This window comes from Shimia gijangensis (genome assembly GCF_900142085.1).
GTDB lineage: Bacteria > Pseudomonadota > Alphaproteobacteria > Rhodobacterales > Rhodobacteraceae > Shimia > Shimia gijangensis.
This window is the reverse complement of sequence record NZ_FQZQ01000005.1, coordinates 159,312-173,947: the sequence shown is the minus strand read 5'-3', so window position 1 is coordinate 173,947 and position 14,636 is coordinate 159,312. Positions and strand designations below refer to the sequence as shown.

General features: G+C 55.5%; 14 protein-coding genes. 7 read left to right on the top strand and 7 right to left on the bottom strand.

Translation table 11 applies throughout. The features are described 5' to 3' along the window. The first annotated feature begins 17 nt into the window (after positions 1–17). From BUC32_RS06465 to trxC, 5 genes are all read left to right on the top strand, one after another. Positions 18–803 carry an ABC transporter ATP-binding protein gene (locus tag BUC32_RS06465; RefSeq protein ID WP_073250815.1) on the top strand — a complete coding sequence of 262 codons (786 nt, stop codon included), beginning with the start codon at positions 18–20 and terminating at the stop codon, positions 801–803. Then, entirely contained in the window at positions 803–1,690 is an 888-nt protein-coding gene (locus tag BUC32_RS06460; RefSeq protein ID WP_139280657.1) for an ABC transporter permease, read from the top strand. The genes BUC32_RS06465 and BUC32_RS06460 overlap by 1 nt, the downstream gene beginning before the upstream one ends. Beyond that, complete coding sequence (locus tag BUC32_RS06455; RefSeq protein WP_073250811.1) at positions 1,687–2,532, top strand: ABC transporter permease; 846 nt, start codon at positions 1,687–1,689, stop codon at positions 2,530–2,532. The genes BUC32_RS06460 and BUC32_RS06455 overlap by 4 nt, the downstream gene beginning before the upstream one ends. Before the next feature lie 53 nt (positions 2,533–2,585). Further along, positions 2,586–3,569: an ABC transporter substrate-binding protein gene (locus BUC32_RS06450; RefSeq protein WP_407695244.1), complete on the top strand. Its 984-nt coding sequence runs from the start codon at positions 2,586–2,588 to the stop codon at positions 3,567–3,569. A gap of 128 nt (positions 3,570–3,697) precedes the next feature. Further along, entirely contained in the window at positions 3,698–4,129 is a 432-nt protein-coding gene (gene trxC / locus BUC32_RS06445) for a thioredoxin TrxC (RefSeq protein ID WP_073250807.1), read from the top strand. Here the strand turns inward: trxC and BUC32_RS06440 are convergent. Then, positions 4,117–5,298 (bottom strand): NAD(P)/FAD-dependent oxidoreductase, encoded by a 1,182-nt coding sequence (locus BUC32_RS06440; RefSeq protein WP_245815142.1) that lies wholly within the window; start codon positions 5,296–5,298, stop codon positions 4,117–4,119. The two genes, trxC and BUC32_RS06440, sit on opposite strands and share 13 nt — an antisense overlap. Positions 5,299–5,364: 66 nt before the next feature. Between BUC32_RS06440 and BUC32_RS06435 the strand changes: the two genes are divergently transcribed. Next, positions 5,365–5,754, top strand: a complete 390-nt coding sequence (locus tag BUC32_RS06435; RefSeq protein ID WP_073250913.1) for an acyl-CoA thioesterase — start codon at positions 5,365–5,367, stop codon at positions 5,752–5,754. Between the two features lie 13 nt (positions 5,755–5,767). Here BUC32_RS06435 and BUC32_RS06430 read toward each other — a convergent pair whose 3' ends face one another. From BUC32_RS06430 to BUC32_RS06410, 5 genes are all read right to left on the bottom strand, one after another. Beyond that, complete coding sequence (locus tag BUC32_RS06430) at positions 5,768–6,817, bottom strand: 2-oxoacid:ferredoxin oxidoreductase subunit beta (protein WP_073250803.1); 1,050 nt, start codon at positions 6,815–6,817, stop codon at positions 5,768–5,770. Then, positions 6,817–8,697: a 2-oxoacid:acceptor oxidoreductase subunit alpha gene (locus BUC32_RS06425; RefSeq protein ID WP_073250801.1), complete on the bottom strand. Its 1,881-nt coding sequence runs from the start codon at positions 8,695–8,697 to the stop codon at positions 6,817–6,819. The genes BUC32_RS06430 and BUC32_RS06425 overlap by 1 nt, the downstream gene beginning before the upstream one ends. Continuing rightward, on the bottom strand, positions 8,694–10,493 hold the full coding sequence (locus BUC32_RS06420) for an FAD-dependent oxidoreductase (protein ID WP_073250800.1): 1,800 nt from the start codon (positions 10,491–10,493) through the stop codon (positions 8,694–8,696). The genes BUC32_RS06425 and BUC32_RS06420 overlap by 4 nt, the downstream gene beginning before the upstream one ends. A gap of 123 nt (positions 10,494–10,616) precedes the next feature. Further along, positions 10,617–11,102, bottom strand: a complete 486-nt coding sequence (locus BUC32_RS06415; protein ID WP_073250798.1) for a histidine phosphatase family protein — start codon at positions 11,100–11,102, stop codon at positions 10,617–10,619. 201 nt (positions 11,103–11,303) lie between these two features. Next, positions 11,304–11,675 (bottom strand): hypothetical protein, encoded by a 372-nt coding sequence (locus BUC32_RS06410; RefSeq protein WP_073250796.1) that lies wholly within the window; start codon positions 11,673–11,675, stop codon positions 11,304–11,306. Positions 11,676–12,073: 398 nt separating this feature from the next. Between BUC32_RS06410 and BUC32_RS06405 the strand changes: the two genes are divergently transcribed. Beyond that, positions 12,074–12,805, top strand: coding sequence for a hypothetical protein (locus tag BUC32_RS06405; RefSeq protein ID WP_139280656.1), 732 nt, complete (start codon positions 12,074–12,076; stop codon positions 12,803–12,805). 151 nt (positions 12,806–12,956) lie between these two features. Here BUC32_RS06405 and ettA read toward each other — a convergent pair whose 3' ends face one another. After that, the gene (gene ettA, locus BUC32_RS06400) at positions 12,957–14,612 is read right to left on the bottom strand and encodes an energy-dependent translational throttle protein EttA (RefSeq protein ID WP_073250792.1); all 1,656 of its coding nucleotides are present in this window, start codon (positions 14,610–14,612) and stop codon (positions 12,957–12,959) included. Positions 14,613–14,636: the final 24 nt, after the last annotated feature.

Here is a 14,636-nt window from a genome sequence, read left to right as displayed (position 1 = left end):
AGCGGAGCAAGAATACAGTGACAACTGACCCGGTTATCAGCGCGAAAAACCTTTCGCTGACCTTTCAGACCAACGATGGCCCTGTGCATGCGTTGCAGGATATCAACCTAGATATCAACAAAGGCGATTTCGTGAGCTTCATCGGCCCGTCGGGCTGTGGCAAAACCACGTTCCTGCGGGTGATGGCGGACCTTGAGAAACCCACAGCCGGGGATATCACGGTCAATGGTGTATCGGCAGAAGAAGCCCGCATGGCGCGTGCCTATGGCTATGTGTTCCAACACGCGGGACTCTATCCGTGGCGCACGATTGGCGGCAACATTCGCCTGCCGCTTGAAATCATGGGCGTGAGCAAAGCCGAACAGGATGCCGCCGTTAATGAGGTGCTGGACCTTGTGCATCTGGACGGGTTCGAAAAGAAATTCCCGTGGCAGCTTTCGGGCGGCATGCAGCAACGTGCGTCGATTGCACGGGCGTTGGCGTTTCACGCGGATATTCTGTTGATGGATGAACCCTTTGGTGCGCTGGATGAGATCGTGCGTGACCATCTGAACGAACAGCTTTTGGAGCTGTGGGCACGCACCAACAAGACCATTGGTTTCGTCACCCACTCGATCCCCGAGGCGGTGTATCTGTCGACCAAGATCGTGGTGATGAGCCCCCGTCCGGGCCGTATTGCCGATGTGATTGAAAGCACCCTGCCCAAAGAGCGCCCGTTGGACATCCGTGACAGCGAAGAGTTTATCAAGATTGCACACCGCGTGCGCGATGGCTTGAGGGCTGGCCACGAGGATGACGTATAATGCGCGGACTTTGGTTTAGAATTGGCCCTATCATCACGGTTGTGATTGCCATCTTTGTGCTTTGGTATGCAGGGTCCGTGGCGCTGAATTCTGCCTGGGCCCATGACAAAGCGAAACGCGCCGGGGTGGAATTGTCGACCTCGGAGTTGATTGCCGACACCATGAACCAGAAGAAGCCCAAACTGCCACCGCCGCATCAGGTTGGGGCCGAGATTTGGAAAACCACGGGCGACATGGTTTTGCGCGGCAAGGCGTTTTCCAAACGGTCACTCATTTATCATAGCTGGATTACGCTGAGTTCAACGTTGCTGGGCTTTGTGCTGGGAACGGCGCTGGGCATCGCATTGGCGGTGGGGATTGTTTACAACCGCACCATGGACATGAGCATCATGCCGTGGGTGATTGCCAGCCAGACCATTCCTATCCTCGCGATTGCCCCGATGATTATCGTGGTGCTGAATGCGATTGGCATTTCCGGTCTGCTGCCCAAAGCGGTGATCTCGATGTATCTGTCGTTCTTCCCGGTGGTCGTGGGCATGGTCAAAGGGCTGCGCAGTCCGGATCATATGCAACTGGATCAGATGAAAACCTGGAATGCCTCGGGCAACCAGGAGTTCTGGAAGCTGCGTCTTCCTTCCTCCATGCCGTATTTGTTTACCTCGCTCAAAGTGGCGATGGCAGCCTCGTTGGTTGGGGCCATTGTGGGTGAATTGCCCACCGGGGCTGTGGCCGGATTGGGTGCACGCCTGCTGGGCGGGAGCTATTACGGTCAAACCATTCAAATCTGGAGCGCGTTGCTGACGGCTGCGGCCCTTGCGGCAGCGTTGGTTGGGATCATCGGGGTGATCCAGAAACATGTTCTCAAACGGATGGGGATGGCACAATGAGCTGGCTGATTGCAGGGATCGTTGTGTGGCTGGTCGGCTGGGGTCTCAATGTCTGGCTGGCCAACCTGCCCAAAACGCGGCTCACACGACTGGTCGTGCCCGTTCTGTTTGGCGTGACTTTGATCGCTATTTGGGAATGTGTCGTGCAGGGGTTCAATATCAACCCGGTTCTTTTGCCGCCGCCGTCAATGATCGCGGTTCGGTTCGCGAGCTCGACGAGTATCCTATGGCAGGATTTTGTGCAGACGGTCATCAAGGGTGCACTGAGCGGCTATATCATCGGGTGTGGCGCTGCGTTTCTGATCGCTGTTGTCATTGATCGCTTTCCGTTTCTGCAGAGGGGCCTTTTGCCAATTGGGAATTTCGTGGCAGCCCTACCCGTCATTGGCATGGCGCCCATTCTGGTGATGTGGTTCGGATTTGACTGGCAATCCAAAGCGGCGGTTGTGGTCATTATGGTGTTCTTCCCAATGCTGGTGAACACGGTCCAGGGTCTGCAAGCGACAGACCACATGCAGCGTGACCTGATGCGCACCTATGCGGCAAGCTATCCGCAAACCCTGCTGAAGTTACGCCTGCCTGCGGCCATGCCGTTCATTTTCAATGGGCTCAAAATTTCAACAACGCTGGCGCTTATTGGTGCTATTGTGGCCGAATTCTTTGGTTCGCCCATCAAGGGCATGGGATTTCGTATTTCGACCGAGGTGGGACGGCTGGCATTGGATATGGTCTGGGCTGAGATCGTTGTCGCGGCGATCGTAGGGTCGGCATTTTATGGGGGTGTTGCGTTGCTGGAAAAGGCGGTGACCTTCTGGCACCCGTCGCAACGAGGGCAAGAGTAACAATAACAAGTACAAAAAAATCAAGTTCAACAAGGAGAGTGTAAAAAATGAAAATGATCATCAAAACATTAGGCGCAGCGGCTTTGGGGCTGGCGGCCTCAATCGCGAATGCGGCCGATGATGTGACGCTGCAGTTGAAATGGGTCACGCAAGCCCAGTTTGCGGGCTATTACGTGGCGCTGGACAAAGGCTTTTATGCCGACGAAGGCCTGAATGTAACGATCAAACCGGGCGGTCCTGATATCGCTCCGGCGCAAGTGATCGCGGGTGGCGGTGCTGATGTGGTTCTGGACTGGATGCCGTCTGCTCTGGCGTCCCGCGAAAAAGGTCTGGCGCTGGTTAACATTGCGCAACCTTTCAAATCGTCGGGCATGATGCTGACCTGTCGCAAGGATGCAGGCGTGTCTTCACCTGATGACTTCGCAGGCAAAACACTGGGCGTTTGGTTCTTTGGTAACGAATATCCGTTCCTCAGCTGGATGAGCAAACTGGGTCTGGCAACAGATGGCTCAGATGGTGGCGTCACCGTTCTGAAGCAAGGCTTTAACGTTGATCCCATCCTGCAAGGTCAGGCGGCTTGTGTGTCCACCATGACCTATAATGAATATTGGCAGATCATTGATGCCGGTCTGACACCAGAAGAGTTGATGGTGTTCAAATACGAAGACCAAGGCGTCGCGACACTTGAGGATGGCATGTATGTCATGGAAGAAAACCTCAAGGATGCCGCGTTCCAGGACAAGATGGTGCGCTTTGTGCGGGCGTCGATGAAGGGCTGGAAATGGGCTGAATCGAACCCAGATGATGCCGCCATGATCGTTCTGGACAATGACGCGTCGGGTGCTCAAACCGAAGAGCACCAAAAGCGTATGATGTCTGAAGTGGCCAAGCTGACCGCCGGTTCAAACGGCGCGCTGGACCCGGCAGACTTTGACCGCACCGTAGACAGCCTGATGTCGGGCGGTTCTGATCCTGTCATCACCAAGAAACCTGAGGGCGCATGGACCCATGCGATCACAGATAAGGCGCTGAACTAAGCGTTTCTTCCACGGGGAGTGGAGGAGGGTCAGAGGGAAACCTCTGGCCCCTTTTTTTTGGTGCAGGGTTCAAAATGCCAGAGGTGTGCCCTAAATATGCAAAAAGAGCGATGTTAAGGAAATAACCGATGAGCGGCAAGAAGCTGACGTGCCTCGACTGTGGTCAGGTAAACCGTGTGCCAGTGGACAAGCTGGGGGCAGGAGCAAAATGCGGCACCTGCGGCAGCCGGTTGCTGTCGGGCAAAGTGGTCGAGGTTGATCTGGCTACGTTGCAAAAGGCTGCGCGCAATGACGATGTGCCGCTGGTGGTAGATTTCTGGGCGCCCTGGTGCGGGCCCTGTCGTCAAATGGCGCCGCAGTTCACGCAGGCGGCCAACGACTTGGGCGGCCAGGCGCGCTTGGTCAAGTTGAACACCGAGGACCACCCGCAGGCGGGCGCAAAATATGGCATTCGGGGTATTCCTACGATGGCGGCTTTCGCAGGTGGCAAGGAAAAGGCGCGCCAGTCCGGGGCGATGCCGTCTGCTTCAATCGTCAGTTGGGTCCGTCAGAATCTGTGACCGCCTAGCCGGTTCACCACAAGCCGAGGCAAACGCCGTAGCATATTGCGGGCCAGTTCCGGATATTCTACCTGACCGGCAAGAAGTTGCAGATATTGCGTTCGCAAGGTGCCGGAACGGCGAAAGGCGCCAACAAAGGTTTGTTGCCAGCCCGGCGCAAAAACGATGCGTCGTATCCCGCGTGCAATACGCAAAGAGCGATGCATGTCTTTCAAAGCGACCTGATAGCGGTCCAATGCGGTTTCCGGAGCGCTTGCGTTGATCGCGTCCAAAGCAGCCCGAGCCGCCAAATGCCCGCTTTCCATAGCCAAGGCGATACCTTCGCCGGTGATCGGATCAACCAGCCCCGCCGCATCCCCTGCCAGCAAAACCGCGCCCCGTCCCGGTACGACGCGAAAATCTCCGAAAGGCAGGTAATGCCCTTTAAAGCGCCTGGGGTCGTGATCAAGGCCTTGAGCCTTAAGGTAGGTCGAAAACTGTCCCTTCATATCCGGGTTGGAGTTCAAAAGCCCTCCGACTCCGACCGTGGTTGAACCCTGTTTGGGAAAGGACCACCCGTAGCCCCAATTGGCAGCGCCAAAATCGACGCGTAAGGGTTGTTCCGTGGGGATTTGTTCATCCGGTGCCACTTCGACTTCTAGTCCAAAGCCAATGGTAGACTTATCAAAAGGCGCTCCGAAAAGGGCCCGCGCGGTTATGGAGTTGACGCCGTCCGCACCGATCAAAACACGTCCCCGGATTGTGCAACCGTCACGAAATGTCACGTCAGTACCGTCGAGTGATGCGATGGATTTGCCCGAAAAATCATGGGCTCCGTCTTCAATTGCGTGCGTAAAAAGCCTCTTGTCGAGATCGATCCGCATGGTCAGGTGCATTGGCGGCACATCAGGCAGGGATGACAGGCATTTGTTGTCGTGCCAAAATTCAATTTCGCGTCGAGTGACAGCGTGTGAAAAATCAAACTGCCGATCAAAGACCTTGCAATAGGTCTGATGGCTGCGTTCTGTGAACAACCCACCACAAAGCTTCGTGCGCGGAAAGCTCGCTTTGTCGACCAACGCGACAGTGGCCCCATGGCGCGCCGCCCTACTGGCTGCAGCACTGCCCGCAGGCCCGGCGCCGATCACAATAATATCGAACTCAGGTGAATTGGTTTGATCCATACGCATGTTTTTACCAACTTTCCTATGACGCGCCAGAGGGGTAGGGTGTCTGGCGAGCAGAAAGGGCAATCCATGCGTGAAGAAATCCAACCCACGGGCGAAGCAACCTTGCGAACAGTTGCCATGCCATCTGATGTCAACGTCAACGGAGATATCTTTGGCGGCTGGGTACTGGCCCAGATGGATATTGCCAGCGGCATCAAGGCGGCACAGCGGGCCAAGGGCCGTGTTACCACGGTTGCCGTGGACGCAATGCAATTCATTCGTCCCGTCGGTATCGGCGATATTCTGGGTGTTTGGGCCTGGGTCGAGCGCGAAGGGCGCACGTCAATGGGCATTAGGATCGAAGCCTGGGCCGTGCGTCACAAAACCGGTCAGTCGGAAAAAGTAACCGAAGCTGTGTTTACCTATGTCGCTATCGACGATGATGGTCGCCCGCGCGTTTTGCCGGCGGACGACTAAAGGCTTGCGTGCGTTAGCGCAGACCTTCGTTGATGCTTTTCAACACTTTGCTGCCCGGGCATAGCTCGTCTTTGCCCAGTTCATTCAAGGGGCGCGTGGCCAGCTCAAGCGAGGTGCTGAGGTTCTGCGTGTCGGGATCAAGGAACAACAGCCCGGTGAGAATCCGGGCCTTGTCTTCGTTAGACTTGATCGTATTCAGCGCGGACTGACGGTCGTTGGTTGCAAGGCCGGAAACAGCCTTTCTCAGATGAATGACCGAGCCGTCATGCAGGGTTACACTTTGGCTGGTGCCCTCGGCGTATTGCGTGCGGATTTCATCGCGCATGGGTACGAAATCAACCGGCATGGCATCCAGATGATCACGGGTTTCGGCATAGCTTTTGGTTGAACCATTATGATTGTTGAAAGTCACGCAAGGGCTGACAACATCGATAAAAGCAAAGCCATTGTGCGCCATCGCAGCACGGATCAGGGGTTCAAGCTGTTCTTTGTCGCCGGAAAAGCTGCGGGCCACAAAACTGGCACCCTGAAGGATCGCAAGGCTGGCCAGATCAATGCCGTCAAAGCCGTTTACATCGCCGTATTTGCTGATCGATCCAAGGTCAGCGGTGGCGCTGTCCTGCCCTTTGGTAAGGCCGTAGCAGCCATTGTTGGCGACAATGTAGGTCATGTTTACGTTGCGGCGCATCAGGTGGATGAATTGCCCCATCCCGATAGAGGCCGTGTCGCCGTCACCGGAAACCCCAACATAAGTCAGATCACGATTGGCAAGGCTTGCGCCGGTGGCCACCGATGGCATCCGCCCATGCACCGAGTTAAAGCCGTGCGAGCGGCTTAGGAAATAGGTCGGCATTTTTGACGAACAGCCAATGCCGGAAATCTTGGCAATGCGATGCGGATGCAGAGATGATTTGAAACAGGCGTTGCGGATCGAGGCCGAAATGCTGTCATGTCCGCAGCCTGCGCAAAGCGTTGAAATCGCGCCGTCATAATCCGCAATCGTGTAGCCCAGATTGTTGGTGGGCAGACGGGGGTGGCGGAATTTGGGTTTGATATATGACATCAGGCGGTCTCCGCATGCAGGGGCACGATCTTGGCGCTTTTGGTGTTCAGGCTGGTACGTATCTGATTGGCAATATCACGCGCGGTGATGGGCGTGCCCGAATAGTTCAGGATCGACGTCAGCTTGGTCGGCGCAATCTGACACTCGTTCATAATCAGCTGACGCATCTGGCCATCGCGGTTCTGCTCGATGACAAACACCAGGTCGTGGTCGTGAATGAATTGATCCAGATCGTTGTGAAACGGGAAGGCGCGGATGCGCATCGTGTCGATGGGATAGCCTTCGGGTGCCAGCATTTCGACCGCTTCATAACTTGGCGAGGCCGAAGTGCCAAAGAACAGAGCCCCAAGTTTTAGCTTGGTCTTGGGCTTCTTGACCTCAATCGGCGGGTGGGTTTTCGGCTGAGGGACCAGATCTTTGGCCGTTTCAAATTTGCGCAAAAGCCGATCCACGTTTCTTACGTAGTCGTCTCCGCTTTCGGAATACACGGCCATTTCGTTTTTGGATGATCCGCGGGTGAAATAGGCGCCCTTGGTCGGATGGGCGCCGGGCAGAGTGCGATAACAAATGCCATCCCCATCCACATCCAGATAACGGCCCCATTTCTTGGCGTCGTCCAGACCTTGGGCATCCAGAACCTTGCCCCGGTCCATTTCATAGTTGTCGTCCCATTCAAGCGGTGGCGACATCCAGTCATTCATGCCCAGATCAAGGTCCGACATCATGATAATCGGCGTTTGCAAACGCTCGGAAAGGTCAAAGGCATTGACCGTCATCTCAAAGCACTCTTGCGGTGTGGCCGGGAACAACAACACCTGTTTTGTGTCGCCATGGCTGGCATAGGCTGCCGCCAGAACATCAGACTGCTGGCTGCGCGTTGGCATCCCGGTTGACGGGCCCGAGCGTTGTACGTTGATCAACACCACGGGCACTTCGGCGAAATAGGCCAGACCCAGAAATTCACTCATCAGCGAGACACCTGGCCCGGATGTGGCTGTAAAGGCACGCGCGCCATTCCAACCGGCCCCGACAACCATGCCCATCGCGGCCAGTTCGTCCTCGGCCTGCACAACGGCGTAGTTTTTCTTGCCGCTACCGGCATCAATACGCAGGCGTTTGGCATATGTGGCAAATGAATCGATGACCGACGTCGATGGCGTGATCGGATACCAAGCAGCCACCGTTGCCCCACCATAGATCGCACCCAATGCAGCGGCCGTGTTACCGTTCATCAGGATATGCGGCGTCTCAAGAATATGCGGCGCAACATTGCCGCCCTTTTTCAACTTGATCGGCAGCGGGCACTGAAAGTTTTCAGTTGCGTATTGGTAACCCATTTCCAGCGCATGCACATTGGATGAGATCAGCTTTTCTTTGCCTTTGAACTGGTCGTTCAAAAGACCTTTGAGAACACCAAAGTCGATATCCAGAAGGGCGGCGAGCGCGCCCACATAAACCACGTTTTTCAACAGCTGCTGAAGACGGGGCACCGAGTATTCGCGCATACACATTTCGGTAAAGGGAATACCAAAGAAATGGATGTCATCGCGTTTTAGATGCGGCGCAAGCGGTTTGGTGTTGTCGTAGACAAAGTACCCACCCGGTTCCACGCTGGCGATGTCTTGCTCCATGCTTTGCGGGTTAACGCATACCATGAGATCCACCCCCCCGCGACGCCCAAGATAGCCTTTGGAGCTGACACGGACTTCGTACCACGTTGGCAGGCCCTGAATGTTTGAAGGAAAGATATTGCGGGGGGAGACCGGAATACCCATGCGGAAAATCGCCTTGGCAAACAAATGGTTGGCCGACGCCGACCCAGTGCCGTTCACATTGGCGAATTTGACGACAAAGTCGTTGGTGCCTTTGATCTGTTTCATTCTGCGGCCTCCAGCAGGTCTGGTGTGGCTTTGGCCATCGTGTAGAAGAATTTCTGCATATCCCATGCGGCTGTTGGGCAGCGCTCTGCACAAAGTCCGCAGTGCAGGCAGACGTCTTCGTCTTTGACCATCACTTTTCCGGTGGGAAGATTACCCGAGACATACAAGTCCTGTTCCTCGTTGGTGGCAGGTACCAGAAGTCGGGCACGCAGATCTTCCTCGGAGCCGTTTTCCACAAAGCTGATGCAGCTGGTTGGACAGATGTCCGTGCAGGCGTCACACTCAATACAGGTGCTTTCCGTGAACACGGTCTGCGCGTCGCAATTGAGACAACGTTCGGCCTGAACAAAAGCGGTTTCTACATCAAAACCCAGTTCAACCTCGAGTGTTTTGCTTTTTAGCGCTTTTTCCAGATCGACCAATGGAACGGCTTCGCGTTTGTCATCGATCGGAATGCTGTCATAGCTCCACTCGTGGATACCCATTTTTTGGCTGACCAAAGTGAACCGCGGATCGGGGCGATCAACCTCGGGGTTTTCGCCACGGCAGAACATATCAATCGATACGGCGGCCTTATGACCATGCGCCACGGCGGTGATGATGTTAGCGGGGCCAAAAGCCGAGTCGCCGCCAAAGAACACGTTCTTGCGTGTGGACTGGAACGTCTCATCATCATTGATGATCGGGGTGCCCCAGCTGGTGAAGCGAACGCCAGTGGACTTTTCGATCCACGGGAAGGCGTTTTCCTGACCGATGGCGACCAGAACGTCGTCACAGGGGTAGAACGCGGGCTCTTCTCCGGTTGAAATCAGTTCGCGGTTGCCATCTGCATCATAGACCGCTTCGACCCTGTCAAAGGTCATGCCAACCAGTTTGCCTTTTTCGACGACAAACTCTTTGGGGACATGGTTGTCGATAATTGGGATGCCTTCGTGAATGGCGTCTTCTTTTTCCCAAGGGCTGGCTTTCATGTCCGCAAAGGGCGAACGCACGATCACTTTGACGTCTTCACCGCCCATCCGGCGCGAGGTGCGACAGCAGTCCATAGCGGTATTGCCACCACCCAGAACGATGACTTTCTTGCCAATTTTCTTGGTGTGCTCGAAGGCCACGTTGGATAGCCAGTCAAGGCCGACGTGAATATTCTTTTCGCCTGCGTTGCGGCCCTTTACGTTGGGCAGATCGCGACCACGCGGGGCTCCGGAGCCGACAAATATCGCGTCATATTTTTTGTCGATGATGCTTTGCAGACTGTCGATGTAAGTGTTGAAGTGGGCCGTGATGCCCATATCCAGAACATAGCCGACCTCTTCGTCGAGCACCGAATCCGGCAGGCGGAACGACGGAATTTCCGACCGCATAAAGCCGCCGCCCTTGGCTTGGGCGTCAAACAAATGCATCTCATAGCCCAACGGGGCAAGGTCGCGCGCAACGGTGAGCGAGGCAGGGCCTCCACCGATCAGGGCGATCTTCTTACCGTTCTTTGGGCCCGCCTTGGGCATCAGGGCGCTGACGTCATCCTTGAAATCAGCGGCGACGCGCTTCAGGCGACAGATGGCGACAGGTTCTTCCTCGACCCGACCACGGCGGCACGCGGGCTCGCAGGGGCGGTCACAGGTGCGGCCCAATACACCGGGAAAGACGTTGCTTTCCCAGTTCACCATATAGGCGTCAGTATAGCGTTCCTGAGCGATGAGACGGATGTATTCCGGCACAGGGGTGTGTGCGGGACAGGCGAATTGGCAGTCAACGACCCGGTGAAAATATTCAGGGTCGGCCGTATTCGTGGGTTTCATGTCGCCTCCTTTGCGGCGATGATACGTGGTGTACGACGGTATACGTACCTTTCTCTTTCTGGGGGCTAGTGTAAAGAGCGAATTGTAAACATGGGGAGAATTGTTGCTGGCCGGTATTTACGCTCACTCTCCGAAAGACAGATGCGTCACACTGCGTCTTCCAAGGCTCTTCAATTCGACCACAAACAGGTCACCGTATTTCAACGGTGGCTCTCCGGATGCGCCGAGGTCTTTCCACAAGGCCTTGAGATTATCCTTGTTTCCCACCCAAACCACTGTGCCATTGGGATAAGCGGTGGTCATCTGACCAGCGGCATTGTCGGTGATGATCTGGGTCACAGGCAGGCCCGTGGCCTTGGACAGAGGCGCGGCTGTGTCCAGGTTTCGTTGGATATCCGGGGCAAAGATCGCGTCGATGTCATAGCCTTCAAGCGCCGCCGGAAGAGCGGCGGAACGGGCGCGCCCCTTGGCATTCAGCTCGGTGCCATCGCGGTCCGCGTGGCGCAGGGCGATGATGGTGGTTCGGGCATTGTTTGGCACGGTGACCGAAGAACAGGCCAGCAAGGTGACAGACAAAGCGGCAAGCAGCAGCAGGCGAAATCTGGTCATGGAAACCTCCCTTTTGGGCGCGCGGTTCCTGTGCAGAGTGGCAAATCCAAACCTGTGCTGTCTAGGGGGGTGTTGAGCGCGCAAAGGGCAAGGTCACCGGTTTGTACAAAAGTTTTTGGCCGAATGTCCGTTTTGTACAAATTGAAAACAGCGGTTTTGGTCAGAGATATGACCAAAGGGTTAACGATTGTCAGGGCAGGGTCAGGCGGCTTTGCGCAGGGTCAGCTGAACCAGTGAGAAGCACATCGCAGCGGCCATGACAGCGATGCCAATCCAGCCGAAATACCAAAGTTTCCCCGCCAGTGTGTCCTCGGCATAAGAGGCCGCGAACTGGGTCTGGCCGTATTTGGTGATGCCAAACGCGGCGAGGGTGAACAGGGCAAATAAAACGGTGCGGGGCAGGGGGGCGATCACACGGGCCGAGAGCGCGCCAAGGATCAGGCCGATGGGCGCGCCGATCATCAGGGTTTTTTGCGACCACCACGGATGCGCGCCAAGCGGTTTGGCGATGTCCAGCGCGATGAGGGCCGCCATGAGGAGGATGGTGACGATGAGAGTGAGGATGAAACGCATGAGGGGCCTCCGAGGGGATGTGTGGTGAAGGATGTCAATGCGAGGGTGCCAAGACCAGAGGAGACAGGTTTGGATCACGGGAATGTGACAGGGTGCCCGGGCCCTGTAGGGCGGGGTTTCACCCCGCCGTTTGTTGGAGGTGTAGTGGGTGTGGTGGGTTTGGTGGGCTGGAAGGTTTGGCGGGGTGAAACCCCGCCCTACGGATTTTAGGAAGTGCCGCGCGTCCGGCACGGGGTGGGTGCGGAACGCGCCCGCCCATGGGGCGGGTCGGACGCGTAGCCCGCTTTGCGGGCTTTTGAATGAAAACCTATTTTGACTGAGGTGGAGAAATCCGCTTCCCCAAGGCGAGTGAAGTAGTTAGTAATTGCCATCGAGGGTTGAATAATTTCGGAATGAACATGACAACTTCGGCGCAAGCATTAAACCAAGTTTTGGCTCACGTTAATAAAAGAGGTCAGCCAAAAGACAGATTTCTTAAATGCGCGGCAGAGTACTTTGGACTTGAAGGGGAATTGGCTGAACCCGAAGCGGTTAAGTATTTTTATAAAATCCATGCTGATATTAGTCGTGACATTGAAGGTTTGCCGTTGGATGATGGCGAAAAGAAGTACTTGAATAGTTATCTAAGTCCGTTCAACGGACTGCGCTCATTTGCACATGTTCATATGGACGTGCAAACAGCCAAAAACAATTTCCTTAAGGATAGCAACCTCGTCGGTTTAATAAATATTCATATGGCAATTAGTGGTCACAAGAGACGGCCAGAACTGGACTTGGAAACCATCGAGCTGGCAAGTCTGGCAGATGAGCTTGCCGAAGCCGTTCGCAACTCAAGTTTGCCTGACCACTTGAAAGAGACTCTTGCATATCGACTCCTACAAATTTCAGCTAGTTTGAAGCACTTCCTGTTCTTTGGGTCCGACAAACTGGAAGTGGAGTTAGCGGCTTTGTTGGGGGAGCTTGCGATAAACCGCGATGTCGCGGAGGAGTCCGGAAATCAAGAAACTTTCGGACGTATTTTTGAGTTTTTTGGACGTTGCGCAGAAGGTCTTTCTAAGGCTGACAAGACTTATTCCGTCGCCCAGAGCTTACTCGAAAAAGGTCAGCAGATTTTCAGCCTGCTGACCTAATGTATATACTTACCGCGTAAACTTCTTATGCTTCAACCGCTTTGGCATCCCTGCCACCGAGCCTTCTCAACGGGGTGCGCACGCGTGTTTTCTTTGAAAACAAGCTTTCGCGCACGCCTTGACCCCAAGCGGCAACCCCAAGAAACGCACCCTAGCGGGTGAATTTCTTGTGCTTGAGGCGTTTAGGTTCAAGGGCATCTGCGCCCAGTCGACGTTTCTTGTCTTCCTCGTAGTCCTCAAAGTTGCCTTCGAACCATTCCACGTGGGCGTCGCCTTCGAACGCCAGCATGTGGGTGCAAATCCGGTCGAGGAAAAAGCGGTCGTGGGAGATGACCACGGCGCAGCCGGCGAAATCGACGAGCGCGTCTTCGAGCGCGCGCAGGGTTTCGACGTCGAGGTCGTTGGTCGGCTCATCGAGCAAAAGCACGTTGCCGCCTTCTTTCAACAGACGCGCCATGTGCACGCGGTTGCGTTCACCGCCTGACAACAGGTTCAGCGGTTTTTGCTGATCGCCGCCCTTAAAGTTGAAGGATGAGCAATAAGCGCGGGAATTGACCTGCGCGTCACCGAGTTCGATGATTTCAGCACCGCCGGAAATCGCCTCCCAGACGGTTTCGTTGTCTTTCAGGTCATCGCGGGATTGGTCGACGTAGGACAATTGCACTGTGTCGCCGTATTCAACCGAGCCTTCGTCAGGCTGTTCCTGACCGGTCAGCATTTTGAACAGGGTCGATTTACCCGCACCGTTGGGGCCGATGACGCCGACAATACCACCGGGGGGCAGGGAAAACTCAAGGTTCTCAATCAGTTGCTTGTCGCCATAGTGTTTTGACAGGCCCGAGACCTCGATCACTTTGGACCCCAAACGCGGACCGTTTGGAATAACGATCTGGGCGCGGCCGACTTTTTCACGTTCGGACTGGTTGGCCATCTCGTTATAAGACGAAATACGCGCCTTGGATTTGGCCTGACGGGCCTTGGCGCCCTGACGCATCCATTCGAGTTCCCGTTCCAGCGTCTTTTGCTTGGACTTGTCTTCGCGGGCTTCTTGTTCCAGACGTTTGGCCTTTTGTTCCAGCCAAGCGGAATAATTGCCCTCGTAAGGGATGCCCTTGCCGCGATCCAGTTCCAGAATCCAGCTGGTGATGTCATCGAGGAAATAACGGTCGTGGGTGACGATCAGGATGGTGCCTTTGTAGTCGATCAGGTGCTGTTGCAGCCAGGCGATGGTTTCCGCATCAAGGTGGTTGGTCGGCTCATCGAGCAAGAGCATGTCGGGCGCTTCCAGGAGGAGTTTGCAGAGCGCGACCCGGCGGGCCTCACCACCGGAAAGATCGGCGATACGCGCGTCATCGGGGGGGCAGCGCAGGGCTTCCATCGACACGTCAATCTGGCTGTCGAGATCCCAGAGGTTCTCGGCGTCGATCTTGTCCTGCAGTTCGGCCATTTCGTCGGCGGTTTCGTCCGAATAGTTCATGGCGAGGTCGTTATAGCGATCCATAATGGCCTTTTTGTCGGCCACACCCAGCATGACGTTTTCGCGCACAGACAGGCTGTCGTCGAGTTTTGGCTCCTGCGGGAGATAGCCAACCTTGGCGCCCTCGGCGGCCCATGCCTCGCCGGTGAAATCCTTGTCGAGACCGGCCATGATCTTCATCAGGGTCGATTTACCGGCACCGTTGACGCCAACCACACCGATTTTCACGCCGGGCAGGAAGGACAGGTGAATGTTCTCAAAGCATTTCTTGCCACCGGGATAAGTCTTGGAGACCCCCTGCATGTGATAGACGTATTGATAAGCGGCCATGGGACGACTCCGGGTTGGGTGTTT